The 25,344-nt window shown below is 68.0% G+C and carries 26 protein-coding genes; 21 read left to right on the forward strand and 5 right to left on the reverse strand.

What is annotated here, in order from left to right:
• Positions 1–91: 91 nt before the first annotated feature.
• From IM660_RS03130 to IM660_RS03155, 6 genes are all read left to right on the forward strand, one after another.
• Positions 92–1,369: an ABC transporter substrate-binding protein gene (locus tag IM660_RS03130; protein ID WP_193497974.1), complete on the forward strand. Its 1,278-nt coding sequence runs from the start codon at positions 92–94 to the stop codon at positions 1,367–1,369.
• Between the two features lie 19 nt (positions 1,370–1,388).
• The gene (locus IM660_RS03135; protein WP_193497975.1) at positions 1,389–2,309 is read left to right on the forward strand and encodes a carbohydrate ABC transporter permease; all 921 of its coding nucleotides are present in this window, start codon (positions 1,389–1,391) and stop codon (positions 2,307–2,309) included.
• A complete protein-coding gene (locus IM660_RS03140; RefSeq protein WP_193497976.1) occupies positions 2,309–3,199 on the forward strand; it encodes a carbohydrate ABC transporter permease in 891 nt (296 codons plus the stop codon). The genes IM660_RS03135 and IM660_RS03140 overlap by 1 nt, the downstream gene beginning before the upstream one ends.
• 82 nt (positions 3,200–3,281) lie before the next feature.
• On the forward strand, positions 3,282–4,955 hold the full coding sequence (locus IM660_RS03145) for a glycoside hydrolase family 13 protein (RefSeq protein ID WP_193497977.1): 1,674 nt from the start codon (positions 3,282–3,284) through the stop codon (positions 4,953–4,955).
• A 61-nt stretch (positions 4,956–5,016) separates the two neighbouring features.
• The gene (locus IM660_RS03150) at positions 5,017–5,265 is read left to right on the forward strand and encodes a hypothetical protein (protein ID WP_193497978.1); all 249 of its coding nucleotides are present in this window, start codon (positions 5,017–5,019) and stop codon (positions 5,263–5,265) included.
• The gene (locus tag IM660_RS03155; protein WP_193497979.1) at positions 5,262–5,663 is read left to right on the forward strand and encodes a type II toxin-antitoxin system VapC family toxin; all 402 of its coding nucleotides are present in this window, start codon (positions 5,262–5,264) and stop codon (positions 5,661–5,663) included. Before IM660_RS03150 ends, IM660_RS03155 begins: the two co-directional genes overlap by 4 nt.
• A 27-nt stretch (positions 5,664–5,690) precedes the next feature.
• Here IM660_RS03155 and IM660_RS03160 read toward each other — a convergent pair whose 3' ends face one another.
• Both IM660_RS03160 and IM660_RS03165 read right to left on the reverse strand, forming a co-directional pair.
• Complete coding sequence (locus tag IM660_RS03160; RefSeq protein ID WP_210769067.1) at positions 5,691–7,511, reverse strand: S9 family peptidase; 1,821 nt, start codon at positions 7,509–7,511, stop codon at positions 5,691–5,693.
• Positions 7,508–8,197, reverse strand: coding sequence for a copper resistance CopC family protein (locus tag IM660_RS03165; RefSeq protein WP_193497980.1), 690 nt, complete (start codon positions 8,195–8,197; stop codon positions 7,508–7,510). Before IM660_RS03165 ends, IM660_RS03160 begins: the two co-directional genes overlap by 4 nt.
• A gap of 251 nt (positions 8,198–8,448) precedes the next feature.
• On the opposite strand from IM660_RS03165, the gene IM660_RS03170 reads away from it, so the two are divergent.
• The 8 genes from IM660_RS03170 (at position 8,449) to IM660_RS03205 (ending at position 17,199) form a co-directional block, all read left to right on the forward strand.
• Positions 8,449–9,966: an MmgE/PrpD family protein gene (locus tag IM660_RS03170; protein ID WP_193497981.1), complete on the forward strand. Its 1,518-nt coding sequence runs from the start codon at positions 8,449–8,451 to the stop codon at positions 9,964–9,966.
• Positions 9,967–10,857: a methylisocitrate lyase gene (gene prpB / locus IM660_RS03175; protein ID WP_193497982.1), complete on the forward strand. Its 891-nt coding sequence runs from the start codon at positions 9,967–9,969 to the stop codon at positions 10,855–10,857.
• Positions 10,858–10,881: 24 nt separating this feature from the next.
• The gene (locus IM660_RS03180; protein ID WP_193497983.1) at positions 10,882–12,012 is read left to right on the forward strand and encodes a bifunctional 2-methylcitrate synthase/citrate synthase; all 1,131 of its coding nucleotides are present in this window, start codon (positions 10,882–10,884) and stop codon (positions 12,010–12,012) included.
• A gap of 103 nt (positions 12,013–12,115) precedes the next feature.
• Positions 12,116–12,421, forward strand: coding sequence for an AbrB/MazE/SpoVT family DNA-binding domain-containing protein (locus tag IM660_RS03185; RefSeq protein WP_193497984.1), 306 nt, complete (start codon positions 12,116–12,118; stop codon positions 12,419–12,421).
• Positions 12,418–12,729, forward strand: coding sequence for a hypothetical protein (locus tag IM660_RS03190; protein WP_193497985.1), 312 nt, complete (start codon positions 12,418–12,420; stop codon positions 12,727–12,729). Before IM660_RS03185 ends, IM660_RS03190 begins: the two co-directional genes overlap by 4 nt.
• A gap of 336 nt (positions 12,730–13,065) precedes the next feature.
• Positions 13,066–14,127, forward strand: coding sequence for a 3-deoxy-7-phosphoheptulonate synthase (locus IM660_RS03195; protein ID WP_193497986.1), 1,062 nt, complete (start codon positions 13,066–13,068; stop codon positions 14,125–14,127).
• A gap of 382 nt (positions 14,128–14,509) precedes the next feature.
• Positions 14,510–15,925, forward strand: a complete 1,416-nt coding sequence (locus tag IM660_RS03200) for an outer membrane protein assembly factor BamB family protein (protein ID WP_193497987.1) — start codon at positions 14,510–14,512, stop codon at positions 15,923–15,925.
• Positions 15,922–17,199: a hypothetical protein gene (locus IM660_RS03205; protein WP_193497988.1), complete on the forward strand. Its 1,278-nt coding sequence runs from the start codon at positions 15,922–15,924 to the stop codon at positions 17,197–17,199. The genes IM660_RS03200 and IM660_RS03205 overlap by 4 nt, the downstream gene beginning before the upstream one ends.
• A 5-nt stretch (positions 17,200–17,204) precedes the next feature.
• On the opposite strand, the gene IM660_RS03210 is transcribed toward IM660_RS03205, so the two are convergent.
• Positions 17,205–18,137 carry a hypothetical protein gene (locus IM660_RS03210; RefSeq protein ID WP_193497989.1) on the reverse strand — a complete coding sequence of 311 codons (933 nt, stop codon included), beginning with the start codon at positions 18,135–18,137 and terminating at the stop codon, positions 17,205–17,207.
• A 125-nt stretch (positions 18,138–18,262) separates the two neighbouring features.
• On the opposite strand from IM660_RS03210, the gene IM660_RS03215 reads away from it, so the two are divergent.
• The 5 genes from IM660_RS03215 (at position 18,263) to IM660_RS03235 (ending at position 23,203) form a co-directional block, all read left to right on the forward strand.
• The gene (locus tag IM660_RS03215) at positions 18,263–18,898 is read left to right on the forward strand and encodes a response regulator transcription factor (RefSeq protein WP_246465106.1); all 636 of its coding nucleotides are present in this window, start codon (positions 18,263–18,265) and stop codon (positions 18,896–18,898) included.
• Positions 18,895–20,076: a sensor histidine kinase gene (locus IM660_RS03220; RefSeq protein ID WP_193497991.1), complete on the forward strand. Its 1,182-nt coding sequence runs from the start codon at positions 18,895–18,897 to the stop codon at positions 20,074–20,076. Before IM660_RS03215 ends, IM660_RS03220 begins: the two co-directional genes overlap by 4 nt.
• Positions 20,073–21,098, forward strand: coding sequence for a hypothetical protein (locus IM660_RS03225; RefSeq protein ID WP_193497992.1), 1,026 nt, complete (start codon positions 20,073–20,075; stop codon positions 21,096–21,098). The genes IM660_RS03220 and IM660_RS03225 overlap by 4 nt, the downstream gene beginning before the upstream one ends.
• Positions 21,099–21,200: 102 nt before the next feature.
• A complete protein-coding gene (locus IM660_RS03230; protein ID WP_193497993.1) occupies positions 21,201–21,593 on the forward strand; it encodes a hypothetical protein in 393 nt (130 codons plus the stop codon).
• On the forward strand, positions 21,590–23,203 hold the full coding sequence (locus IM660_RS03235; protein ID WP_193497994.1) for an esterase/lipase family protein: 1,614 nt from the start codon (positions 21,590–21,592) through the stop codon (positions 23,201–23,203). The genes IM660_RS03230 and IM660_RS03235 overlap by 4 nt, the downstream gene beginning before the upstream one ends.
• Positions 23,204–23,206: 3 nt before the next feature.
• Here the strand turns inward: IM660_RS03235 and IM660_RS03240 are convergent, their stop codons facing one another.
• Entirely contained in the window at positions 23,207–23,419 is a 213-nt protein-coding gene (locus IM660_RS03240; protein ID WP_193497995.1) for a hypothetical protein, read from the reverse strand.
• Positions 23,416–23,658, reverse strand: a complete 243-nt coding sequence (locus IM660_RS03245; RefSeq protein WP_193497996.1) for a hypothetical protein — start codon at positions 23,656–23,658, stop codon at positions 23,416–23,418. The genes IM660_RS03240 and IM660_RS03245 overlap by 4 nt, the downstream gene beginning before the upstream one ends.
• 136 nt (positions 23,659–23,794) lie before the next feature.
• On the opposite strand from IM660_RS03245, the gene IM660_RS03250 reads away from it, so the two are divergent.
• A complete protein-coding gene (locus IM660_RS03250; RefSeq protein WP_193497997.1) occupies positions 23,795–24,124 on the forward strand; it encodes a nuclear transport factor 2 family protein in 330 nt (109 codons plus the stop codon).
• Positions 24,125–24,168: 44 nt separating this feature from the next.
• Positions 24,169–25,320, forward strand: a complete 1,152-nt coding sequence (locus tag IM660_RS03255) for a low temperature requirement protein A (protein WP_193497998.1) — start codon at positions 24,169–24,171, stop codon at positions 25,318–25,320.
• Positions 25,321–25,344: the final 24 nt, after the last annotated feature.

Raw genomic sequence — 25,344 nt, forward strand, 5'->3', positions numbered from 1 at the left:
ATGATTCATGCATTAAATCTTGCCAGTAGATTTAGTGCGAGAATCAACATCGGGCGAACCAGGCTCGATGCCGTCCTAGGGAGACAATGACGTGCTTACCTCACAGTCATCGGCGCCACCGGACCCCACCAGGAGAGCGTTCCTGGCCGGTGCCGGGCTCGCCGGTGCGGGGCTCGCTCTGAGCGGATGCACCGCAGGACCAGGAGCCGACGAGATCACCTTCTACCAGTCCAAACCTGAGGTCATCGGCTACTTCAATGACCTCGTCGAGCAGTTCAGCACCGACCGTCCCGAGGTCCGCGTGAGCCACGACTCGACCTCGAACCTCTCCGGCGGATTCGTGCGGAGCTCACCGCCGGACCTCGGGTGCCTGAACTACAACTTCGAAGTCGCACGGTTCGTCGACCGGGGTGCGCTCACCGACCTGAGTGACCTGCCGGCGGCCCAGCGGATCAACCCCGATCTGCAGCCACTGATCGAGCTCACTGCGAACTATCCGGGTCGCACGAGCGTGCTGCCGTACTCGCTGATGATGGCCGCGGTGCTCTACAACCGGGAGATCTTCGCCCAGCACGATCTCGACGTCCCGACCACCTGGCCGGAACTGATCGAGGTCTGCGACACACTGGCCGACGCCGGCATCACGCCGATCTACTCCACCTTCGCCGATCCCTGGACCGTGGGTCAGGGCCTGTTCGACTACAGCGTCGGGGGCATGGTCGACGTCACCGACTTCTTCACCCGGCTTCGCCAGCAGGGTAGCGACGTCGGCCCGGACTCGCCCGTCTCGTTCCAGAGAGACTTCGCCGAGCCCGTCCAGCGGATGCTCACCTTGGCCGCTTACTCCAACGACGACGCCACCAGTCGCGGCTATGGGGACGGCAATCTGGCTTTCGCGGGCGGCCAGGCGGCCATGTACCTGCAGGGGCCGTGGGCACTGACCGAGATCGCCAAGTCGAACGAAGCGATCGACGTCGGTGCGTTCCCGCTGCCGATGACCGACAGTGCCGACGACCTGCGCGTGCGGGTCAATGTCGACCTCGCACTGTGGATCCCCGAGATGTCCTCTCACCAGGATGAGGCTCGTGAGCTGCTGACCTACCTGATGCGGCCGGAGGTCATCAACGCCTACAACGAGTTCGCCAACGGCTTCGGCGTCACCACCGACGCGCCCGACGTGTCGAACCCGACACTCCAGGAGCTGCAGCCGTTCTACGACGACGCCGCGTTCTATCTCGGCGCCACCCAGCTCATCCCGCAGTCGATACCCGTGCACAACTACGCCCAGGCGCTGGTGACTGGTTCGGAGCCCGACCAGATCCTGCGCACGCTCGATGCCGACTGGGCCCGGCTCGCCTTCCGCTCCTGACTATCCCGAGAGGACTGCCATGGCAACCTCACTCACCAGTCGCAAGGTCGCGGCTGCTGACTCAGCGTCCGTTCCACCCCGGCGTAGCCGTGTGGACACCACCTTCTACCTGTTCTTGATCCCGTCGCTGGTGCTGTTCACCCTCGTCATCAGCCTGCCGGCGGTGATGGGGATCTTCTACAGTTTCACCGACTCCATCGGCTTCGGCGAGTTCGAGTTCGTCGGCTTCATCAACTACATCGCGATGTTCTCCGACCCGGCGATCCTCGGGTCCTACGCGTTCACGATCGGATTCTCGCTGGTCACCGTGCTCGTGGTGAACGCGGCCGCCTTCTTGCTGGCGATCGGCCTCACATCGAAGATCCGCGCCAAGACGGCCCTGCGCACGGTCTTCGTGATGCCGATGGTGGTGTCCGGAATCATCATCGCGTTCGTCTTCAACTTCCTCTTCTCCAACTCCCTGCCCCGGCTCGGTGCCGCGCTCGGATCGGACCTGCTCTCGCAGAGCATCCTCGCCAATCCGGACCTGGCATGGACGGCGATCGTGTTCGTGACCGCATGGCAGGCGATCCCGGCCACGATGCTCATCTATATCGCGGGGATCGTCGCGATACCGGGGGAGGTGTACGAGGCGGCTTCACTGGACGGTGCCTCACCGGCACGACAGCTGGTATCCATCACGCTTCCGCTCGTGGCCGGCTATGTGCTGATCAACATGGTGCTGGGATTCAAGAACTACTTGAACGCCTACGACATCATCGTCGGTCTGACCGACGGTGGACCGGGCACGGCCACGCGCAGCGTGGCCATGACCATCTTCTCGGGCTTCACCGGTGGTGACTACGCCTACCAGATGGCCAACGCCGTCATCTTCTTCCTCATCGCCGTCGCGCTGGCGATGCTCCAGCTACGTCTGACCCGCGGAAAGGTGTCGGTCTGATGTCAACGAACACTGTCTCAACGAGCGCCGTGCCAACGAGCGCCGGCCGCCCTGCGGCGCGCGCCGATCGACGTGATCGCGCCAACATTCCCGTCACCATCATTCTCGCGGTGGCGTCGCTCGCCGTGCTCGTACCACTGCTGGTGACGGTCTCGATGGCTCTGAAGTCGACTGCCCAGGCCGTCGACGGGAACGCGTTCTCGCTGCCCGATCCCGTCAGTGTCGCCGGGGTGGCCGAGGCCTGGGTGATGACCAACTTTCCACGGGGCTTCGTGGTCTCGCTGTTCGTGTCCACGGTCACCGTGGGCGGCGTCATCGTGTTGAGCGCGATGGCCTCCTATGCGATCTCCCGCAACTGGGAACGCCGCCTGTTCCGGTACTCCTTCTTCTACCTGCTGGGTGCGATGTTCCTGCCGTTCCCGGTGCTGGCGCTCTCCCAGGTCAAGCTCACCGGCCTGGTCGGTCTCGACAACCCTGCTGGCGTGGCGCTGCTGCACGTGATGTTCCAACTCTCGTTCAGTACCCTGCTGTTCACGGCCTTTCTCAGGTCGATCCCGGAGGAGCTGGAGGAGAGCGCCCGGCTGGACGGCGCCACGACTCGCCAGGCATTCTGGAGGCTCGTCTTCCCCCTCCTGGCACCGATGAGCGCGACCGTCGGAATCCTCGCCTTTCTGCATTCCTGGAACGACTTCATGATGCCGTCGCTGATCACGTCCGACCCGGCGTGGCAGACGCTCCCGGTGCTGCAGAGCATCTTCCAGACGCAGTTCAGCAACAATTACAACGTGGCGTTCGCCTCTTACATGATGTCCATGGCCCCTGCGATCGTGGTGTACCTGTTCACACAGCGGTGGGTCATGTCCGGCGTGACCCAGGGTGCGATCAAATAGTTGCCAGCAGCCGCTCACGGGCCCCCGTGTACGCGGCCCTTCCCCAGCTCGACGAGACAACCAGAAAGAAGAGCTACACCCCATGCCTCACTCCCTGGCCAGCGAACCCCGCGCCGAGGTTCTCGCTTCCGACCCCACATGGTGGCGGCAGGCCGCCGTTTACCAGATCTACCCACGTGCGTTCGCCGATTCCGACGGCAGCGGGCTGGGTGATCTGCGTGGGGTGACTGAGAAGGTCGACTATCTCAGCGCCCTGGGGATCGACGCCGTCTGGCTCAGCCCGTTCTACCCCTCGGCCCTGGCCGACGGTGGCTACGACGTCGACGACTACCGCGACGTCGACCCCAAGCTGGGGACGTTGGCCGACTTCGACGAGATGGTCGTAGCCCTCCACCGCGCCGGGATCCGGCTGATCGTGGACCTCGTGCCGAACCACACCTCGGACCGGCACGAGTGGTTCCAGGCTGCCCTCGCGACCCCGAAGGGCTCGCCCGAGCGGGACAGGTACATCTTTCGTGACGGCAAGGGCCCCGACGGCGCAGAGCCGCCCTCGGACTGGGGTTCCACCTTCGGCGGACCCGCCTGGCATCAGGTGGCCGACGGGCAGTGGTACCACCACTTCTTCGCCAAGGAGCAGCCGGACCTGAACTGGGACAACCCCGACGTCCGGGCGGACTTCCTGCACACGCTGCGGTTCTGGTCCGACCGCGGGGTGGACGGCTTCCGGGTGGACGTCGCGCACGGCCTGGCCAAAGATCTCCCGCTCGACCTGCCCAGCCAGAAGGCACTCGATGCGATGCCCCAAGACGGTACCCACCCGATGTGGGACCGGGACGAGGTGCACGAGATCTACGCCGAGTGGCGCGAGGTCTTCAACTCCTACGACCCGCCCCGTATCGCAGTCGCCGAAGCATGGGTGCCTGCGGATCGGCGTTGGCGGTACGCGAGCGAGCACGGGCTCGGGCAGGCCTTCAACTTCGACCTGCTCGAGGCGGACTTCGACGCCGCGCAGTTCCGGGAGATCATCACGTTCAACCTGGAGCTGGCCACCGAGTCGGGTTCGTCGACCACATGGGTCTTCTCCAACCACGACGTCGTCCGTCACGCCACCCGGTACGGGTTGCCTCCCCGGAACGGGGACGAGCGCAAGGCCGGGTCCGCTTGGTTGCTCAGCGGTGGCACCGAGCCGGTGCTGGATGCCGAGCTGGGCCTGCGGCGAGCACGGGCAGCGACGCTGCTGGAGCTCGCGTTGCCGGGTTCGGCCTACCTGTACCAGGGGGAGGAACTCGGACTGCACGAGGTGGCCGACATCCCCGCCGACCAGCGCCAGGACCCGACGTTCTTCCGCACCGGGGGCGCCGAGATCGGCCGTGACGGCTGCCGCGTGCCGCTGCCGTGGGCCACGGAGGGAGTCTCGTTCGGCTTCGGGTCCGTCGAGCCCGATCTGCCGCAGCCGGAGTGGTTCGGACGGTACTCGGTGCAGGCTCAGGATGGGGTGCCGGGCTCGACGTTGACGATGTACCGCGAGGCGCTCGCGCTGCGCCGGCAGCTGCAGACGGAGGAGACCCTGGAGTGGCTGGAGACTGGGGACGAGCAGGTGCTGGCGTTCACCCGGCCCAACGGCTGGGTGAGCGTCACGAACTTCGGAACCTCCGCCGTCGAGCTTCCGGCGGGTGAGGTGCTGCTCACCAGCAGCCCCCTGACGGCGGACGGTCGCCTCCCGGGCGCCACCACGGCCTGGCTGCGGCTGCGCTGATTCCCATCGGCACTCCCGCCCCATCGCCACTCCACTCGACCCCCGCATGTAGAATGCATGCATGGTTGCGATGCAGATTCGGGACGTCCCCGACGACGTACGTGATGCACTGGTCGAGCGAGCCCGCGAGTCGGGGCAGTCGCTCCAGGGTTTCCTGCTCAGCATGGTGGTCCGAGAGGCCAACTACACCCGGAACCGCGCCATCATTGCCGAGCTGGATTCGTGGACCACCGGCACAGGGGTCACGGGTGAGGACGTGCTCGCTGCGCTGGACACGGCACGGTCCGAGCGCTCGGGTGACGCCGGATGATCGTTCCGGATGCCTCGGCCGCTACGCTCCTGTTCACCGACCCAACCGCCGACTCGAGGGCTGCGTCGGCCCGGACGGTGCTAGCGGCAGACCCGGCATGGATCGTGCCGGAGCACTGGCACACCGAGGTGTTCAGTGCGATCCGCGGACTGTGGCTCGGTAAGAGGCTGGACGATGCCCACGCCGAACGTGCCGCCGAGACCCTTGCCCGAATGGTCGTCGGCGCTACCCCCACGGCCCCGCTCCTGCCGCGCATGTGGGAGCTGCGCTCATCGCTGAGCGCGTGTGACGCCGCCTACGTTGCCGCCGCGGAATCACACGCCTGCACCCTGGTCACTGCCGACGCCCGCATCGCCCGTTCCGGCGCCGCTCGCTGCGACATCCGCGTCATCGACTGACCACACGGCGGCGAGCACCCCGGCCTGTCACAGCCGGCCGAGCACGAACTCCAGCTCGGCCCGCATCTGCCGCACCCGTTCGTCATCGACCACCGACCCGTGCCCGGCGTCGTAGGTGTAGGTCTCCACCTCGCCGCCGTGGGAGCGCAGCATCGTCACGTAGTTCTCGATCTGCCGATAGGGGCAGCGCGGGTCGTTCGTGCCTGCGAGGATCAGCACCGGCGCGCGCACCTGGCCCACATAGGAGATCGGCGAGGCGTCGGAGTACGCCTGCGGCACATCGGCCGGGGAGCCGCCGAACAGCGACCGGTCGAACGCCTGCAGCGCGTCCATCTCGTCCTCATAGGCGGCCACGTAGTCGGCCACCGGCACGCCCGCTACGCCCAGAGCCCACCGGTCCGGCTGTGTGCCCAGTCCCAGCAGCGTCAGGTACCCGCCCCAGGAGGCCCCGGCAAGCACCGATCGCCCGGCGTCCACCACTCCGGCCTTCACCAGTGCCTCGTGCACGGCGGCGATGTCCGCCAGCTCGGTGTGCCCGACTCGCCCCTCCAGGGCGTCCCGCCAGGTGTTGCCGTACCCGGTCGACCCCCGGTAGTTCACGCTCAGCACCGCGAACCCGTGATCCACCCACGCGGCCGCGTACGGGCTGAAGGAGTCCGACTCGTGCCACGTGGGCCCGCCGTGCACCTCCACCACCACCGGATACGGCTCCTCGATGCCTTCCGGGCGCCGCAGCAGTGCGTGCACCAGACCACCGGGGCCCTCGGCCCAGACGTCCTCCACCGGTACCGAACCCGGGACGCGGTTCGCTCCCAGGTCCACCAGGCTCGCACCCGTTGATGCGACGATCACATCGCGCGGCTCGGCGGCGGAGGATCGGGCGAGCCACACCTCACCGTCAGGTCGTGCCGTGGCAGCCGAGACCGTCCCGACGGCGGCCCCCACCTGCCGCACGGTCCCGTCCACCAGGTCGTAGCGGTAGGTGAGCGTCCTGGCCTCGTGGTCCATGGCCACGAGCAGTCCGCGTCCGTCCGGGTACCAGTGCGCGTCCGCCACTTCGCCGGACAGGCCGAGGTCGATCGGCCGCACCGCACTGGTGGCGACGTCCCACAGCAGCAGCCGCCCCAGGTCGGTGCGCTCGTGCCGCACCAGCAGCCGGGTGTCCCCGGCGATCGGGGCGAATCCGAGCGCCGTCAGGCCGTGCCCTGGTCCGTCGTCCAATTCGCCGGCTGTGGTGCCGGTGTCCACCCGCAGCACCCGTAGCGCCGGGTGCCTGGAGTCGCCCCGCTCGGAGTGTTCGATCGCGACGAGGTTCCCGTCCCGGCTGAGCGCTGCCGCCTCCGCCGACTCGGCGTGGGCGTACAGCAGGCGCGGTTCGGTGCCGGCTGCCACTGGCCCTACGTAGAGCGTGTGGATCTGGGTCCCGAAGTCGCCACTGCGGCCGATGACGACGGTCCCATCCTCGGCGAGCAGCAGTCCCGCGTCGTAGCCGGTCGGCAGGGGGATCGGCCGCTCGGCGTGCCGGGTGGGGGTGGAGTCGAAGCGCTGCCGCCGCCACCGGCCGAACTCGTCACCGTCGGAATCGTCGAACCACCAGATCCACCGGCCGGAAGGGTCGATGGTGGCATCGGTGGTGCCGTTCGGGCGCTCTGTCGCACGCACCAGCCGCCCGGTCGACGGCGTCCATGAGTGCACTTCCAGTGTGCCCCCGACGCTGGCGACCACGACCGCCCGATCGGGGTCGAGCTGCGCCCACTCCGGTAACCCGAAACGCTGCGCCCGGAACCGGCGCTCCCAGTCGGGCGGTGGCCACTGACCAACCTGCCCGATCGGCTCACGCGGGATCACGCCTGCCGCCGGAAACGCACCAGGAGCGCAGCCACGCCACCGATCACGGCGAGAGCCGCCACGACGAACAAGGCGATCCGACCTGCCCCGGGGCCGTCGTCTGCTTCGCCTGCCGCGTCGTTGTCGGCGGCATCCTCACCTGCGTCGTCGTCCGCGGCGGGCTGTTCGCCCGACGGATCGGAGTCGGCGCCCGTGGGCGCTGTCTCGTTCGTCGGCTCGTCGTCGGTGGCCGCGGCCTCCTCGGCATCGGCGGTGTTCTCCGGCTCGGACTCGCCGGCCCCACCTTCAGCGGGCTCCTCCCCGGTGCCGGCCGTGGCCGTGAAGGTCAGCTCGCCGTCGATCGGGTGACCGTCGGCGGAGACCACGCGCCAGATCATCGTGTACTCGCCGGCAGCCAGGTCCGCTGCGAGCGGTTGCGTCACCTCAGGGCCGTTCAGCACGGGATCGCCCTCTCCCGCCTCCGCACCGTCCGGGCCGGTCACCTCGATGCTGGTGCCCATCTCCAGGATGTCCTCGTTGAAGGTCAGGACCACCTCGGTGGGCGGTGTGTCGAGCACCGCCCCGTCTTCCGGGTCGGAGGAGATGAGTGCACTGTGTGCCGACGCCGGGGCTGCCGGGAGAATCAGGGCGGTGGCGGCCGCAACGACGAACGCCACGATCGAGGTACGGGCGAGCGGAGAACGCATGGCATCAGCGTAAGCCCGGGCGAGACCTCCTCCGGCGAGTTGCCGGCTGTGGCCCGTGTGAGTCCGCTCGCACGGACCACAGCGGGCAACTCGCAGCTCCCGCCGCCGCCCATCACCGCGCGCAGATCGACGCGATGTGGATACATTGCAGGAGGCGAGTGCACCAGTCCCCGCAGAGCAACCAGTCGGGCCAGATCCGCGGGACCGGTCAGCCTCGCCAGGCCGAACCCACTGTCGGAAAGGGACCATCGATGCCGATCACCCACGAGGTGCGGGTTCACCCCAGCTCAGCGAACCTGCCTCGCACCGAGCAGCTCGCCTGGAAGCTTGCCGAGGTTGCGACCGACCCCGCTGACCTTCCCGGCGAGGTGGTGGATATGGTGATCAACCGCATCATCGACAACGCCGCGGTGGCCGCCGCCTCGCTGCTGCGTGAACCGGTCGTGGCCGCCCGCGGTCAGGCCCTCGCGCATCCCTACCATCCAGGTGCCTGCGTCTTCGGCCGCAGCTCCGAGCTGCGCGTCAGCCCCGAATGGGCAGCCTGGGCGAACGGCGTGGCGGTCCGTGAGCTCGACTTCCACGACACCTACCTGGCGGCCGACTACTCCCACCCGGGCGACAACATCCCCCCGATCCTCGCCGTCGCCCAGCACACCGGTGCCGACGGAGCCGCCCTCGTGCGCGGGATCGCCACCGGCTACCAGCTGCAGGTCGACCTGGTCACCGCCATCAGTCTGCACAAGCACAAGATCGACCACATCGCCCATCTCGGTCCCAGTGCCGCTGCCGGCATCGGCACCCTGCTCGGGCTGGAGACCACCACCATCTTCCACGCGATCGGGCAGGCACTGCACACCACCACCGCCACGCGGCAGTCGCGCAAGGGCGAGATCTCCACGTGGAAGGCGTACGCGCCCGCCTTCGCCGGGAAAGTCGCTGTCGAGGCGGTCGATCGGGCGATGCGCGGCCAGTCCTCTCCGGTGCCGATCTACGAAGGCGAGGACGGGGTGATCGCCTGGCTGCTGGACGGCCCGGACGCGAGCTACCAGGTGAACCTGCCCGCTCCGGGCGAGGCGAAGACGGGGATCCTGCGCACCTACACCAAGGAGCATTCGGCCGAGTACCAGTCGCAGGCGCTCATCGATCTCGCTCGCCGCCTGCACCGCACCCATCCCGAGCTGACCGACCCGGCGAACGTCGAGAGCATCGTCATCCACACCAGTCACCACACCCACTACGTGATCGGCTCCGGCGCGAACGACCCACAGAAGTACGACCCGCGCGCCACCCGCGAGACCCTCGACCACTCGATCCCGTACATCGTGGCCGTGGCCTTGCAGGACGGCGACTGGCACCACGAGCGCTCCTACGCACCCGAACGTGCCGCCCGGCCGGGCACGGTGGAGCTCTGGCGCAAGATCACCACCGCCGAAGATCCCGAGTGGACCCGCCGCTATCACAGCGAGGATCCGGCCGAGAAGGCATTCGGGGGCCGGATGGAGATCACCCTGACCGACGGGCGTAGGCTCACCGAAGAGATCGCCATGGCCGACGCCCACCCGCTGGGCGCCCGGCCGTTCGCGCGCGCCCAGTACATCGAGAAGTTCCGCACGTTGTCCGACGGCGTGCTGGAACCAGCCGAGTCCGCCCGGTTTCTCGAGTTGGTCCAGCGCCTGCCGGAACTGACCCCCGAGGAGGTCGTGGGACTGACGGTGGCTGCCAGATCCGGGTTGCTCGGCACAGTGCGCAACCCCAAGGGGCTGTTCTAGGTGCTGTATTCCACGCTCACCCCGGCGGCCAAGCGGGCGCACCTGCGCGAATCCCTGGCCAGCGGTCAGTTGCTGCGCTTCCCTGGGGCGATGAACCCGCTCTCGGCGCGGTTGATCGCAGAGAAGGGCTTCGAGGGCGTCTACGTCTCCGGAGCGGTGATCGCCGCCGACCTGGGTCTGCCCGATATCGGGCTCACCACGCTGCCGGAGGTGGCCACCCGTGCCGGGCAGGTCGCCCGGATGACCGATCTGCCTACCCTGGTGGACGCCGACACCGGTTTCGGAGAGGTGCTCAATCTCGCCCGCACGGTCCAGACCCTAGAGGACGCCGGCCTGGCCGGCTGCCACATCGAGGACCAGGTCAACCCGAAGCGCTGCGGTCACCTGGATGGCAAGTCCGTCGTCGACCTGGCCACCGCGACCCAGCGGATCACTGCCGCCGCCGATGCCCGGCGAGACTCCGCATTCCTGCTGATGGCCCGTACGGACGTGAGGGCACTGGAGGGGGTGAGGGCCGCCGTCGAGCGGGCGAAGGCCTTGGTGGACGCGGGGGCGGACGCCATCTTCCCCGAGGCCATGCGTGACCTGCGCGAGTTCGAGGCCATCGCCAGTGCCGTGGACGTGCCGGTGCTGGCGAATATGACCGAGTTCGGCAAGTCCGAGCTGTTCACCACGTCCCAGCTTGCCGATGCCGGGGTGCAGATCGTCATCTACCCGGTGACGTTGCTGCGGTTGGCGATGGGTGCGGTGGAGGACGGACTGGACCAGATTGCGGCCGCCGGCACCCAGGCCGAGCTGGTCGAACGTATGCAGACCCGCTCGCGACTGTACGAGTTGGTCGACTACAGCGGATACGAGGAGTTCGACGCGACCGTGTACCGCGGTCGCTGAGGAGTACGCGGTCGAGGAGGACCCATGACGGACATCCACAAAGGGCTCGCAGGCGTGGTGGTCGACACCACCGCGATCTCGAAGGTCAACCCGGACACCAACTCGCTGCTCTACCGGGGCTACCCGGTGCAGGAGCTGGCGGCGAGATGCTCCTTCGAGCAGGTCGCCCACCTACTCATCCACGGCGAACTCCCGACGACGGACGAGCTCGCCCAAGCGCAACGGCTGGAACGGTCGCTGCGGCCGCTCGACCCGCGCACCAGGGAACTGATCGACTCCCTGCCCGCCACGGCGCACCCGATGGATGTGGTGCGTACCGCCGTCAGCCAGCTGGGCACCTTCGACGACACGCTGGGCCAACCCGATGGGCTCACTGACCGGACGCTCAACCAGGGCCGGGCGATGTACCTGTTCGCGCAGCTGCCCTCGATCGTCGCCTACGACCAGCGCCGCCGCCGCGACCAGAAGATCATCGAACCGCGCGACGATCTGGGGTATGCGGCCAACTTCCTGTGGATGACCTTCGGGGCTGAGCCGGAGCCGGTGGTCGAGCAGGGTTTCAACGTCTCGATGATCCTGTACGCCGAGCACTCCTTCAACGCCTCCACCTTCACCGCACGGGTGATCGCCTCGACGCTCTCGGACCTGTATTCGGCCGTCACCGGTGCGATCGGGGCGCTGAAAGGGCCGCTTCATGGGGGCGCGAACGAAGCTGTGATGGCCACGTTCGCCGAGATCGGCACTGCGGATCGGGCGGAAGCATGGCTGGACGAGGCGCTCGCGGCCAAGCGCAAGATCATGGGCTTCGGGCACCGGGTGTACAAGCACGGCGATTCCCGGGTGCCGACCATGAAGGCCGTACTGGACAACCTGGTGGATCACTACGAGCAGCAGGACCTCGGCGAGCTGTACACCGCGCTCGAGCAGGCCATGACCGCGCGCAAGGACATCCTGCCGAACCTGGATTACCCGGCTGGCCCGGCCTATCACCTGATGGGATTCGACACCCAGATGTTCACCCCGTTGTTCGTCGCCTCGAGAGTGACCGGATGGGCCGCCCACGTGATGGAGCAACTGGAATCCAACGCGTTGATCCGGCCGCTGAGTGAGTACTCCGGGCCGGAGCAGCGGGAGGTACCGGGCCGGCGGGACTGATGTGTGCGGCGCCCCGGCTGGGTCCTGCGGCCGCAATAGCTCATAGCCGTATAGCAGCAATGCAGCAATGCTGCGCTGCGGTTGTCGTCGTAGGCTTGGAGTTATGAGTACGCTCACCAGTCATCGCTACCTCGGAATCCAGGGCCGGGGCACGATCGCGCTGCCCGCCGACGTCCGCCGGCGCCTGCACCTGGATGAGCCGGGCGCGCAACTTGAGATGGTCGAGCGCGCCGACGGTGTGATCGAATTGCGGGCTGCGCTTCCCGTGCCAGCCGACCAGCGATGGTTCTGGACTGATCGTTGGCAGGAGCGTGAGCGCGAGGTCGACGAGCACGTGGCGGCAGGGCGTGTGGCGGTGCATGAGTCGACTGAGGGCTTCCTCGATCACCTTGACCTCGACCGCGAGTGAAGTTCGAGACGACGCCGGCCTTCGACAGCGACTACCGCAGGCTCAAGCGGGAACACGCCCAGACGTTCAAGAAGGTGGTCCGGGAGAAGTTCGCGCCTGCTTGCGACGCTCACATCGAGGATCCCTCAGCACCATGGCCAGCCGGGCTCCGCGTGAAGTCGGTGCAGTCGGCACCGGGCGTACTTGAGATGCCTTGGTCCTTCGCCAGTCCGGACGGCCGTGCGACTTTCGAGCTGGTCACAGTCGGCGGCGAGCTGCGATGCCGGTGGCGGCGAGTTGGCGACCACGATGTCTTCAAGCAGCCCTGACCGACCGCGGGCCGCTCGGCGTCCTGTGACATCGCTGAGGGACCTCCGCCCACGTCGCGTCGAGGTGTCTTCAGAGGAGATCCTGCGCGAACTCAGAGGCGAGCGGTGATCACCCTCTGCCTCGACGTGACAGCGTCAGGCACCTGCTACGCTCCCGGTATGCATTCGGTTCGTTGGTATTGGTTTGCGTCGGCTCCGGCCGCCGCATCCTGCTGACGCGCGCGACCGGAGCCGACCAAGGCGTGGACCACGAGGTCCGCGCCTTCGCCATTTCAGGCGGGCGCTCCGGGCATCTTCGGCGGGTCCGCCCTCATCACACGAGACGAGGACCTGAGGATGACCACGACTGCCGCTGAACGCACCCACGATCTGCGGGTGCTACGGATGGACCCGCTGCCCACACCCGGTGAGGTGCTCGCCGAGCTGCCCTTGCCGGATACGTCCGCCGATCTGGTGGCACGCGCCCGTGCCGAGACCGCCGACGTGCTCCGGGGCGACGACGACCGGCTGCTGGTGCTGGTGGGCCCGTGCAGCGTGCACGACCCGGTCGCGGCGATCGAGTACGCCGGGCGGCTGGCCAGCGCTGCTGAGAGGTACGCCGACGACCTGCTCCTCGTCATGCGCGTCTACTTCGAGAAGCCGCGTACCACCACCGGGTGGAAGGGACTCATCAACGATCCGGGCCTCGACGGCAGTTACGACATCCCGCGCGGGCTGCGCCTGGCCCGGCAAGTGCTGCTCGACGTGCTCGCCGAGGGTGTGCCGGCGGGGTGTGAGTTCCTCGAGACGACCTCGCCGCAGTACATCGCCGACACTGTCAGCTACGGTGCGATCGGCGCTCGCACGGTCGAGTCGCAGGTGCACCGCCAACTGGCCTCTGGGCTGTCCATGCCGGTGGGTTTCAAGAACTCCTCCGACGGCGACCTCCAGGTGGCCGTGGACGCGTGCGTGGCCGCCGCCTCGCCGCAGGCGTTCCTGGGCGTTGACTCCGAGGCGAGGGCGGCGCTCGTGGAGACCGCGGGCAACCCGGACTCGCACGTGATCCTGCGTGGCGGGCGCCGGGGACCGAACTACGGGGTGGAGCATGTGCGCGATGCCGCCGAGCGGTTGGGGCGTGTCGGGCGCTCCGGTGTGGTGGTCGACGCCAGTCATGGCAACTCCGGCAAGGACCACGTGCGTCAGGCACAGGTGGCGGCGGAGATCGCGGGCGCGGTTGCTGCGGGTGAGCGCACAGAGGCCGGGGTGATGCTCGAGAGCTTCCTCGTCGCGGGAAAGCAGGAGCCGGCGCCGTCGGGCCTGACCTACGGCCAGTCGGTCACGGATGCCTGTATGTCCTGGGAGGTGACCGAAGGCGTGCTGGAGCAGCTCGCGGCCGCTGTACGGGCGCGCCGGGGGTGAGGCGCGCCGTCGGGGATGGGTGTGGCGTGGCTGGGCCGCCGGGGACGGGTGGCTGCGGTGTCGGCCCGCCCGGTGACTAGCCCGCCCGGTGACTAGCCCGCCCCGACCCCGCTTTCGTGGGTCCGAAACTCAGGGTCGAACCCCTTCAGGGGCCGAAAGATTGACCCGTGAAATCGGGTGCGCGAGTGCGAGCGGCGTGCGGGGGTCTGAAACTCAGGGTGAAACCCGAGTAGGGGTCAATTCTTCGGCCCGTGGGCGATGCCGCACACCGCGCGGGGACAGCCGTGCAATCGCGTGCGCGTCAGCGTGCGACGTAGCAGCGACATAGGGACGGCAGTCTCGGACCGTAACCAGGTAGACGCGAGGAACGGCGGACGAGGGCATGGCAACACCGGAGCATCAACCTGGGCCGCCGCAGATCCCTGGGCCCGGTTCCGCATTCCCCCAGGCTCCCGCGGTTGCACCGCGGCGCCGCGGATGGGTGGTGCTCCTCGCGGTCGCCGTGCCAGTTCTCGTGGGCGGCCTGGTCATCGCCCTGGTGCTGCCGCGGCTCCTCGGTGGGCCGTCGGCATCGGAGCCGCCGTTGCGTGCCTATCCCGAGCAACCGACCGAGGCGTGGACGCTGACGGCGTCTGAACTCACCGCCTCAGATGAGGGGTGGCTCCAGGGGGTGCCTGCATCTCTTGGTGAGGACACGATGGTGGTGGTCGCCGGCAGCGGAGAAGAGAGCGCGAGCATTGCTGCCATCAGCATCACGGGAGAAGTTCTCTGGCAGGTGGAGGAGGACCGGACCATCGCATGTGTGGTGGGCAACGACCGCATTGCGTGCGTGGTGGGGCCCGCCGGCGAAGAGATACTCGTTCTCGATGGTGACGGCTCCGAGCGCGCCCGGTTCCCCTCACCGGTCGCTGTCGATGCGATCTATCCGCTCGAGGACGGTGTGGCGCTGCTGGGAGACCGAGAGGAAGGATCCCCGGTGCTGCGCCTGCGGGACGACGGCACGCAGGTGTGGGAGCAGCGCCTGACCGTGCAGAACCCGGACTGGCTCCCACCGACTCTCGTCGAGGACGCCGGGACTCTCGTTGTGTCCTATCCGATCGACCAGCCGTGGGGCTTGCCGGCTGGTGACCCGTGGGAGTTCGACCTCGAGACTGGCCAACTCGTTGCCGCTGGTGGCACCACCTGCTGCAGGTTCGACGACGGCACCGTGCTCGAGATCGGCGAGAGTGCCAGCAGTTGGGTCAGTGTGGACGGCGAGGTGACCGTACTCCCGGGTCGGGCGACGTCCGCGCTCACCTGGGGAACCGAGCCCAGGCTGTGGGGGACCGCGGTGGCACTGGTTCCGAACTGGGATACCTTCACCGTGCTCGACCAGGCCACGCTGTCGGTGTACCAGCGTGGGAGTACCGTGCCGCTCGCGACAATCACCGATGTCTGGCCGGAAGAGGCAAGCAGCGAGTATGGCCCGGTGATTCCCGTAGTCGTGTCGCCGGAGGTGATCGTGCTGGTGATTGCGGACGCGAACGCGGCCTTCGCTCTGCGCGCATATACCCCGGAGGGGACGCGGCTGTGGTCGGTGACCTTGGACAGCGGGCTCCGGGGGCTCCCGATGAGCGATGGGGCCCGGGTGGTGGTCGACGATGACGACGGCACGATCCGGGCCTTCTCCATCCTGGACGGATCCGAACAGTGGCGCCTGCCGTCGGAGGCGCAGGGCATGCTCGTGCCGTTGGATCGGCACCTGATGCTGGTCTCCAATGGTGACGCCGACCATTCGATCACTCTGCTGAATCCATGACTCGCGAGGAGATGACCGTGGGCTCATTCATCGAGGCCCGTTCGCTGATCGTTGCGGGCGCCATCGTCGCCCTGCTTGCCGGGTGCACCGCCCCGGGCACTGCCGGAGGTTCGCAGACGCCCGCTGATTCTGGTGCCGGGTCCGATGCGAGCGCGGACAGCGGCGGCCCGGCCGATGGCGCTGCGGACGCTGGCGACGGCTCACAACCGGAGCCCCGGACTGAGCCCGCGGATACGGTGCTGGACCCGCTGTACCAGACCGGTCCCGGATACGCGGTGAGCCTCGGCGACTACCAGCTGATCACCGCGCAGTCGATGGAAGCAGTTGGAGTCGATTGCCCGAATGTGAACCCGTTCCACGTGGACGAGTTCGCCGGCACCGAGTACGCCTACTACGTCCGGGACGGGCAGCAGGATCTGCTCGGCCAGCTCCCGGAGTGCGACCCCACCAACCACGTGGGCAGCTGGGCACTGCTGGAGCGGGAGCCGGGCATCCCTGGGCTCGTCGAGGTCTCGTTCCAGGCGATCGACGAGGACTCCTTCCTGGTCGACGCGGATGAGGTTGAGCCGGTCGAGTGCCTCAGCAGCGACACGGCGGCCCTGTGCCAGGTGAGGGATCAGACGTGGGCGACATTCGCCTCCGCTCCCCTCGAAGGAGATCAGCAGGAGCAGTACGACCAGCTGACCGCGATGGCACAAGAGCTGCTCACCGTCGTGACTGAATCCGAGCAGGGGTACCTGCCGTCGTCGGGCGTGGACATGTACTACCCGCACGGTCCTGGCGTCCCCATTACTCTCGGCGACCTCGCGCTGGTGACGGCCGAGGACCTGGGGCTCTCGTTCCACCTGCGCGAAGCCGGTGGCACATGCGACCGCACCGACTACCTGAACTCCTCGACCGTGTACTACCTACCGGAGGGGTCGGGCGTGGCAGGGCTCGAGATGAGCGACGGCGACTGCAATCTCTTCAACGAGTTCCTCGCCGGCGACATCCCCGAACTGGTGAGGCTGGAGTCGCCCCACTACCAGATTCCGTACGGGCAGCCTCAGCCGGAGTCGAGCTCATGTGACCTCCAAGAGCAGGTCGTGTCCTGTTTCTACAACCGTGACGTCTATCAGGTGGGGCTGAGCCGTCAGCTCGGTGCATCCGACGGTCGTGACGACTGGGAGGCGCGGCTGCTCGAGATGGCTCACCAGTACGTCGACGTCCTCGCCGAGCAGGTCGAGGGTGGGACAGTCAGGATCGCCCAGGAGGAACTGCCGTCAGGCCTCTAGGGGCCTCACCACTCCCACCGGAACCCCACCCCCTCGCCTGATATCGCACCGAGATAGCGGTGAGCTTCGCCGTCGGCGTTGGGCGTGACCGGCTCAGCCGAGAGCGGACCGGACCCTAGTCGATCGGCGGACCATCGGCACCACTCCAACCGGCGCGGCCGGCAGCGAGGATGGAAGGCCACATGAACGGTGACGTTCTTCGCTTCGTTCCGGCTGACGCGCCGCACGAGCGGCTTGGGCGGGTGCTCGTGGGCGAACAGCACCTGGTACTCCAGGGACGCCGTCTCGCCAGGTTGGAGTGGCTCGGTCAGTGTGATGTCGACGGCGTGCAGGTCTGGTATACCGCTCGGGGTCATGTCGGCGGCACTGCCCCCGCGCAGTACCTGCACCGCGGTCACATCGCCGTCGAAGCGGCACTGCAGGTTCGCCACGGGTGCGTGGGCGCGGATCACCTGCACCGTGCGGTGCTCCACAGGACGCCCGTCCGGACCGAGCCGGTGGAAGTCATGCGCGGATACCGTCTGGTAGGCCGCCGCGGAACGGGGCGAGACCCTCCCGGTCAGGGGCACAGCGGGCGGGAGGGCTACGGACGGGTCGGGGTCCTCATCCAGCAGCAGGCTCCACGCGGTACGTGCTTCGGCGTCACTGATCCCGAACGCCTCGATGATCAGCTGCAGCATCGTCGGCGGCAACGACCGCCCGGAGAGTGCCCGCGAAACCCTGTCCTTGAGCCGCCGTGGGAGCGCGATGTCGAGTTCGGAGGCCTGGCCCGTCTCCCACAGGTGCTTGCTCAGCACCGTCGCAACAGCCGCCTGGCTCAGCCCCTGCCGGTGCCGTTTGCAGTAGGGCAGCCACACCTCCCGGTAGGAGCGGGTGAGCAGGTCGCATACAAAGGACGCCGCTCGTGGTTCAGTGCTGATCCTGGGTTCTTCAGTCAACTGCATGGTGGGTGGCCGGTCTCTCGCGCTCGCGTCGAGGTCACTGGTTGAGACTTCAACGTAGGGCCGAGGGGCGTCCGCCGGTAGGTGTACTTTCTCACCACAGGCGGCAGGAGGGTGTGGTGGTGGTAGAACGCAAGACGATCGGACTCGTTGAGGATCATCCCCTGGTCGCGCTAGGGCTGCAGGGCTCCCTGGAAGCCGACGGCGTAGCCTCCGTCTGGGCGCCGGCAGTCGCCGAACTCCTGCAGCTCGAGCGTCACCTGGACCTCGCTGTACTCGATCTGAACCTTGCCGACGGCTCTCGTGTGGCCGCGAATGTGGCTGCCCTCCGCGCCGCTGAGCTGAACGTGCTCGTGCTCACGGGCGCCGACAATGCCGCACTTGTGCGCGAGGCGGCCCGCAGCGACGTGCTCGGGATCGTCCGCAAGTCGCTGCCCGAGCACGAGGTACGAGAGGCGGTGCAGGCGGCCCTGCGCGGGGAGACGGTGACGTCGCTGGAGTGGGCCGCTGCCCTCGACGCCGACCCTGACCTCCCCGACGCTCGCCTGAGCCCCCGTGAGCGCGAGATCCTCGCTCTGTATGCCTCCGGGGAGCAGGCGAAGAGCGTGGCACGCGTCACCGGACTCACCGCCGCGACCGTGGCGAACTACATCAGCCGGATTCGCACCAAGTACGCCGATGTGGGCCGTCGGGCTGAGAGCCGCGTGGACCTGTACCACCGGGCCGTCGAAGACCGTCTCATCCAGGACGGCGGATGACCGAGTCCGGCGCACGCGCCCGGATCGAACGCCTCGTCGTGGTCGCAGTAGGGGTGGCTGCTGCTGCGTACACGGTCGTGTGGCTCGCGCTCGCCCAGAGCCAGTTCGGGCTGCTCACCCCCGGGTGGGGGCCGCTGTTGTACGTCCTGTGCAGTGCCCTCCCAGTGCTGGCCGGTGCGCTCGCCTTCCTCGGCAGGTGGATCGGTGGACCCGCGGGCCTGATGCGGTGGGCGCGAGTGGTTCTCGTGGGCTACTGCTGTGTCTACGCCTTCGCGTTGCTGGCGTGGGTTCCCCTGATGGTGGTTCCCACGATGCCCGGCGAGGGTGCTCCGTGGACATGGCAGATCTCCTCTATCCCGACGTCGGCCGCTGCGGCGATCCTGTCCGCCCGCCTGGCCTGGGCGTACTACGGCGGCGTCGTGGTCGCCACCACGCTGTTGCGTCAGCTGGCCTCACCCGGGCTGGAATGGCCGGTCGCCGTGCAGGACGGCCTGTTCCTGGCCATGCTGGCGGGGATCCTCACGCTGCTGATCCGGGTGACACTGGGTGCCGGTGGGGCGCTGGACGACGCCGCGGCGCAGGCACGAGATGCCGCCAGATCCGAGGCGGCGGCACGGAGCACCGCCTGGCACCGGGCACGGCTGGACGCACTCGTTCACGACCGCGTCCTGTCAGTCCTGCTCGCGGCCGGCCGGGCTGGGCCCGAGGCGCGCGAGCAGATCCGCAGCGCGGCACGGGCGGCCCTTGACGTGCTCGATCCCGCGGCCGAAGCCGCACCGATCTCCGGGCCGGAGATGGTGGCGCGACTGCGATCGGTTGTCCCCGACGGAGTGGTCGTGACGGTCGACAGTGCCGAAACTGCTGTTGCCACAGCGGCGGTGCCGGCCGATGTAGCCACCGCGCTCGTGGAGGCGGCGGGCGAGGCGGCGCGCAACAGCATGCGCCACGCCGGCCAAGCGCGCCGGGAGATCGCGATGCGCATCGATCACGGATCCGTTCGTATCACCGTGGCTGATGACGGGCGAGGATTCGAGCCGGCGCACGTTCCGCCGTCGCGGCTGGGACTGCGGGCGAGCATCGTGGACAGGATGGCGAGCCTGACCGGAGGCCGTGCGCAAGTGCACTCCCGGCCCGGGCGCGGAACCGTGGTCACCCTCACCTGGACGCAGAGCCGATGAGTGGGCGGACCCTGGCCGGGTTCTTCCGGCTCGACGAGTGGCCGGGGCGGGTGATCCTCGCGCTCTTCACCCTCAGCAACACGGTCAACACCCTCGCCACGCTGAACGCCGTCCGTTCCCCGGTTGCTGCGGTAGCGGCGCTGATCCTCGCCACAGCGGGGGCGGTGCTGCTGTTGCTGCCCACCCGCTCCTCGCGCTATCCGCGCGCTGCCGCCTATGCCGTGGTCCTCATCGTCGTCGGGCTCTCGCTCGCCTCCTGGAACCTGCCCGCCTCCGGCTGGCCCGGCTGGGCCTCGTGGAACTGGTTCGCCAGCACGCTGCTGCTGATCGTGCTGGTGCTGCGCGGCCGCGTGCTCGCTGCGTGGATTGGCTTCGCTCTTCACGTGCTGTTGGTGTTCGGGTGGGTGGCCCAGGCCGGGCGCCCACTCATCCAAGGGGTCGAGTTCGTCGTGCACCATGCCGTGCTGCTGGTGGTGTTCACCGTGTTCTCGAGTGTGCTGCGCCGCACCATGAGATCGATCGCCCAGGTTGAGCAGGCGCACCTTGAGCTCGTCAGCAGCAGGGCCTGGGCTGACGCCGCAGCCGGTGCGCGCGAGGAGCGGGTGGCCCGCGTGACGTTGGCGGCTGGTGACCTGCTGGAGATCCTGAGTGCGGACACCCCGCTGACGGACCAGCACCAGCGGGAATGCCTACTGGCGGAAGCCACCATCCGCGATGTGCTGCGCGGAGGCGTCCTGGCCAGTGACGACGTGCTGGCGGCCGCGCGGGACGCGCGCTTGCGGCACGTGACGGTACAACTCCTCGATGACGGCGGCCCCTCGCGCCCGGACGGCGGTGATCTCGAGCGGATGCACGAGGCGGCATGCGCCGCTCTTGAGCGCGCCGACGACGGGACGCTCACGATCCGGCGGCTTCCGCCAGGACGTCCCCAGCTGGCCACGATCCGCCTGGCCACTGCGGGCCGTGCTGAACGGCTCGACGTGCCCGCGCGCACACCGCAGCGCGACGTAGCCGCGACATAGGTTGGTGATCCTGACAGTATTGCCCGACCACTCCGAGGAGCGTCTGTGAGTGAGCCACCCTCTGTTGGTCGACCCCGACGGCGTTCAGCCAGGCTGGTCGTGATGGCCGCCATCGCCGTGGTGCTGGTTGTCGCAGTGATCGGTGGCATCTTGTGGTTCCGCGACGATACGTCCTCGCCTGCGCCGGTGGGGTCCGGCGACGCGGACGCACAGGCCGTGGCGGAGGTGTTGCGCGGCCTACCGCAGGATCCGGCGGCCGGTTTCAGCGCGGATGTCGCCGACGAGGTGGCGAGCGATCCGCACCAGTACGTGCCCGATGGGGCGGTGATCGAACCGGATCAGGAATCGTGGCAGGAACTGGCCGAGGACATGGGCACGGTGGATCTGGTGATGACGATGCCGGACGGCACCCAGCGTGAGTACCGCGCCGTCATGATCCGTGAGGAGGGGGCGTGGGTGGTAGCCGCGACGATCGAGATCGAGGTGACGGGATGACCACGAGAGCGATGCCGATCGAGCGGCGGGGAGGCCGGCGTGTGGTGCTGTTCGCCGCGTTGCTGGTCGTGGCAGTTGTGCTCCTGACAGCGGTGGTTGCCAGGCCGGCGGGCGCCGCACCTGCGGGTCCGGATGGGGCGGATGACCCGGGCGCCCCGGAGTGCACCGGGAGCGGACTGACCCACGCCGGGATTGACCCGGCTGACACGGCGAACGATGGTTCCGCGCTGACCCACGTCCCGCTCCAGGACGGCAGCTTTGTCCCAGTTGTGCTGGTGCACGGGTGGCGGGGATCGGTCGGCACCTGGGATCTGCACATGGACCTGAGCGAGAACGCGACGGCCGAACCGGGCACCTCGCACCGGTCGTTCGTGGGGAACCTGCAGGATGTTCCCGGGGTGAGCGTCTTCACCTTCGACTATTCCAGTGTCAATACGTCCTGGGTGACAGCCCCGGCGATCGGGCCCACCCTGGCTACCCACATCGCCTGTTTGCACGATGCCTTCGGCCAGGACGTGATCGTGATCGCTCACTCGATGGGTGGCCTGGCCACGAGGCAGGCATTCGCCGAAGCCCCCGAGGCGGCCGAGATGGTCAGCCAGGTGATCACCTACGGGACGCCGAACACCGGCTCCGACCTTGCAGCTGGGGGAGTCACCACCGCGGTGGCGTTGCTCGCCGTGAATGCGGCACCCGATCCGGACCGCACGATTCGTGACCTGGCCGGCGACGCCGCCGTGGACCTGGCCACGGGCTCCCAGGCACTCGCCGAGCTGCCGGACTGGCCGGACGGGCCCGCGGTTCATGCCTTGTACGGCGATACCAGCATCGAGATCCCGACAATGGGCCTTCTCGCGGGCCCGCGCCCTGGCGGTATCACCGTGGAGATGGGTGACATGATCGTCCCCACCTCCTCCGCCACAGCAGGGGCGAGTACCACCGACGGTGTCACGTGCGACTACTCCTACAGCCTGACCCGCCGGGCCGGCGAGGCAGTTGAAGAGCTCTTCCAGGTGCTGGGCACGGACCGTACCCGGGCAGGTAATCCGATCGGTGCGCGGGCCCCGTGTTTCCACGGCAATCTCATGCGTACCCTGGAGCTCCACAACGCGATGCTCGGGTATGTCGTCGACGACCTCGAGGCACGTGCTGTCCCCTCACTAGACCTCGACGAGAGCGCCGTGCCAGATGACCTGCGCGGCCAGTGGTGCTACCGCAGCAACCCGGACGACTGTTTCAGTTTCGCGGAGCAACTAGTCGAGCACCCCGGAAGCCTGTTCCTCGACTCTGGATCGGGCGAAGTGCGCTCAGACGGCAGTGTGGCTTATGGATTCTGCTTCGATCTCGGCACGTTCACTGACCCTGACGGGTGCGCGCGGGCCAACCTCTCCGGCTACACATTCTTCCCTGCGGGCGTGCCGTGGGACTGCGAGGCGGCCAACCCCCGCACTAAGGCACCAGAGTCATCTCCGTGGGAGTACGAGGGTGGATGCAACCCCGACTTCAGCGATCAGCACGACCTGGCAGAGGACCGGCTGGTCAGGTGGGCGAACCATCCTTTCGACGAGGATCTGAGTTTCCACGATGCCGAGCCCTGGTATCGCCGCTGACGTTCACCATTCCCACCCGAATCCGAACCCGACCCCCTCGGCCTCGATCGCCTCGACGAAACGGTGAGCTTCGCCGTCGGAGTTGAGCCGAACCGGCTCGGCGGAAACCGGCTCGGATTCCAGGTGGTCGGTGTTCCAGCGGCACCAATGAAGGCTGCGGGGGCGGCGGTCGAAGGCAACGTCGATGGCGACATTCCCGGAGCGTTTCAGGCTCACCCGCCGGAACAGCGGTTCGGGTGGCTCTTGGTAGGCGAGATCGTGCGGTACTCCAGGGACGCCGTCTGGCCGGCTTCGAGCGGTTCGGTGAAGGTGATGTCGACGGCATGGAGCCCCGGAATCCCGCTGGGGACCAACTCGGCCGCACGACCGCCGCGTGGCACCTGCACGACCGCGGCGTCGGTGTCGAAGCGGTACTGGAAGGTGGCCAGCGGGGCATGCGCGCGGATCACGTGCACGGTCCGCTGCCCTCGACTGGTGGGTCCGTCGGATTCGCGGCCACGCGAGCGATGCTATCGAGAATGCCCGCATGCATCGCCGGTGCTCGGCATACTGGGCCCGGAAGTCAGCAGGCCCACGTCTGAAGGAGACCCCATGACCACCGTCACTGTGCCCGAGCCCGTTCATTCGTTCATCGAGACCGTCAATGCCCACGACGAGCAAGGCTTCCTCGACGCGTTCACAGCCGACGGTTTCGTGGACGACTGGGGCCGGGTCTTCACTGGCCGGGCGGAGATCAAGGGCTGGAGCGACAACGAGTTCATCGGCGCGACTGGCGTGCTCACCCCGAAGTCGGTCACCACTGACGGCGACCTCGTCACCGTGATTGGTGACTGGCGCAGCACCCACGCGAATGGGCTCTCCCGGTTCGCATTCCGGATCGCTGGTGACAAGCTCGCCTCGATGACCATCCGCGAAGGCTGAGACCCGCAACGCCGCCGTTCCGAACGAGAAGGGTAACTTTCCAGATGTCCGTACTTGCCCGCCCCTCCCACCGCCGTTCCGAGGTCGGTGCTGCGGAGTTGTTCTTCGACCTGGTCTACGTCTTCGCGATCATCCAGCTCTCCCACCTGCTGCTGCATCACCTCTCCTGGCACGGTGCCGCCGAGACGGTGATCGTGTTCGCCGCCGTCTGGTGGGGCTGGAACTACACGGCATGGGCGATGAACTGGCTCGACCCGCAGCGCACCGGCGTGCACCTGTTCACCGGGGTGCTGATGCTCGCCTCGCTCGGAATGGCGGTCGCGATCCCGGAGGCCTTCGGTGACAAGGCATGGCTGTTCGTCGCCTGCTATCTCTTCGCCGGCGTGCTGCGCCCGGTGATGATGATGGTGGTCTTCCGTGGCCAGCAGATGGCGGCGAACTACCGGATGCTGCTGCTGTGGACGCTCGGAGCAGGCGTCTTCTGGGTGGCGGGCGCGTTCGTCGATGACGAGCTTCGGCTGTGGATCTGGCTGATCGCGGTGGTGATCGACTACGCGGCGCCGCTGATGAACTTCCGTGTGCCGGGTGTGGGCGCGGCGCCGATGCAGCTGTGGGACACCGACGCCGAGCACCTCGCCGAGCGCAATCGCCTCGTGTTCATCATCGCCCTAGGCGAGTCGATCCTGCTGATGGGTGGTGCCGTGGTGGACGCGGGCGATCTGACCGCGTCGCTGGCGCTCAGCCTGCTGCTGGGCTTCGCTGGGCTGTTCGTGCTTTGGTGGAACTACTTCGCGCTCGCCGGGCACCAGGTCGAAGGTGCCAAGACCACGACGGCGGCCCTGCGCTCCGCTTTCGCCTACGCCCATGCGTTCATGGTGCTGGGCGCGATCCTGTTCGCGGTCTCCGTGGAACTGCGTCTCTCCCACGAGCACCTGACGCCCACCGTGGTGATTGTGACCGTGGCCGGCCCGCTCGTGTACCTGGTCGGCAACCTGCTCTACCTGGGCTCGCGGTTCGGCCGGTTCGCCCGTTCCCGGTTCGTGGCGATGGCCGCACTGGTGCTGATCGGCGCGGTGGGCGTGCTCGTGGCAGACCAGCTGCCCCCGGTGGTGCTGAGCCTGGCCGTGCTCGCGGTCACGGGCTCCTTGGCTGCTCTGACTGCCTACAGCCGGAGCATCTCCCACGCTGAACGCTGACTTCTTCGACTTCCGGCGGCGACG

It is taken from the genome of Ruania alkalisoli, assembly GCF_014960965.1.
Classification (GTDB): Bacteria; Actinomycetota; Actinomycetes; order Actinomycetales; family Beutenbergiaceae; genus Ruania; species Ruania alkalisoli.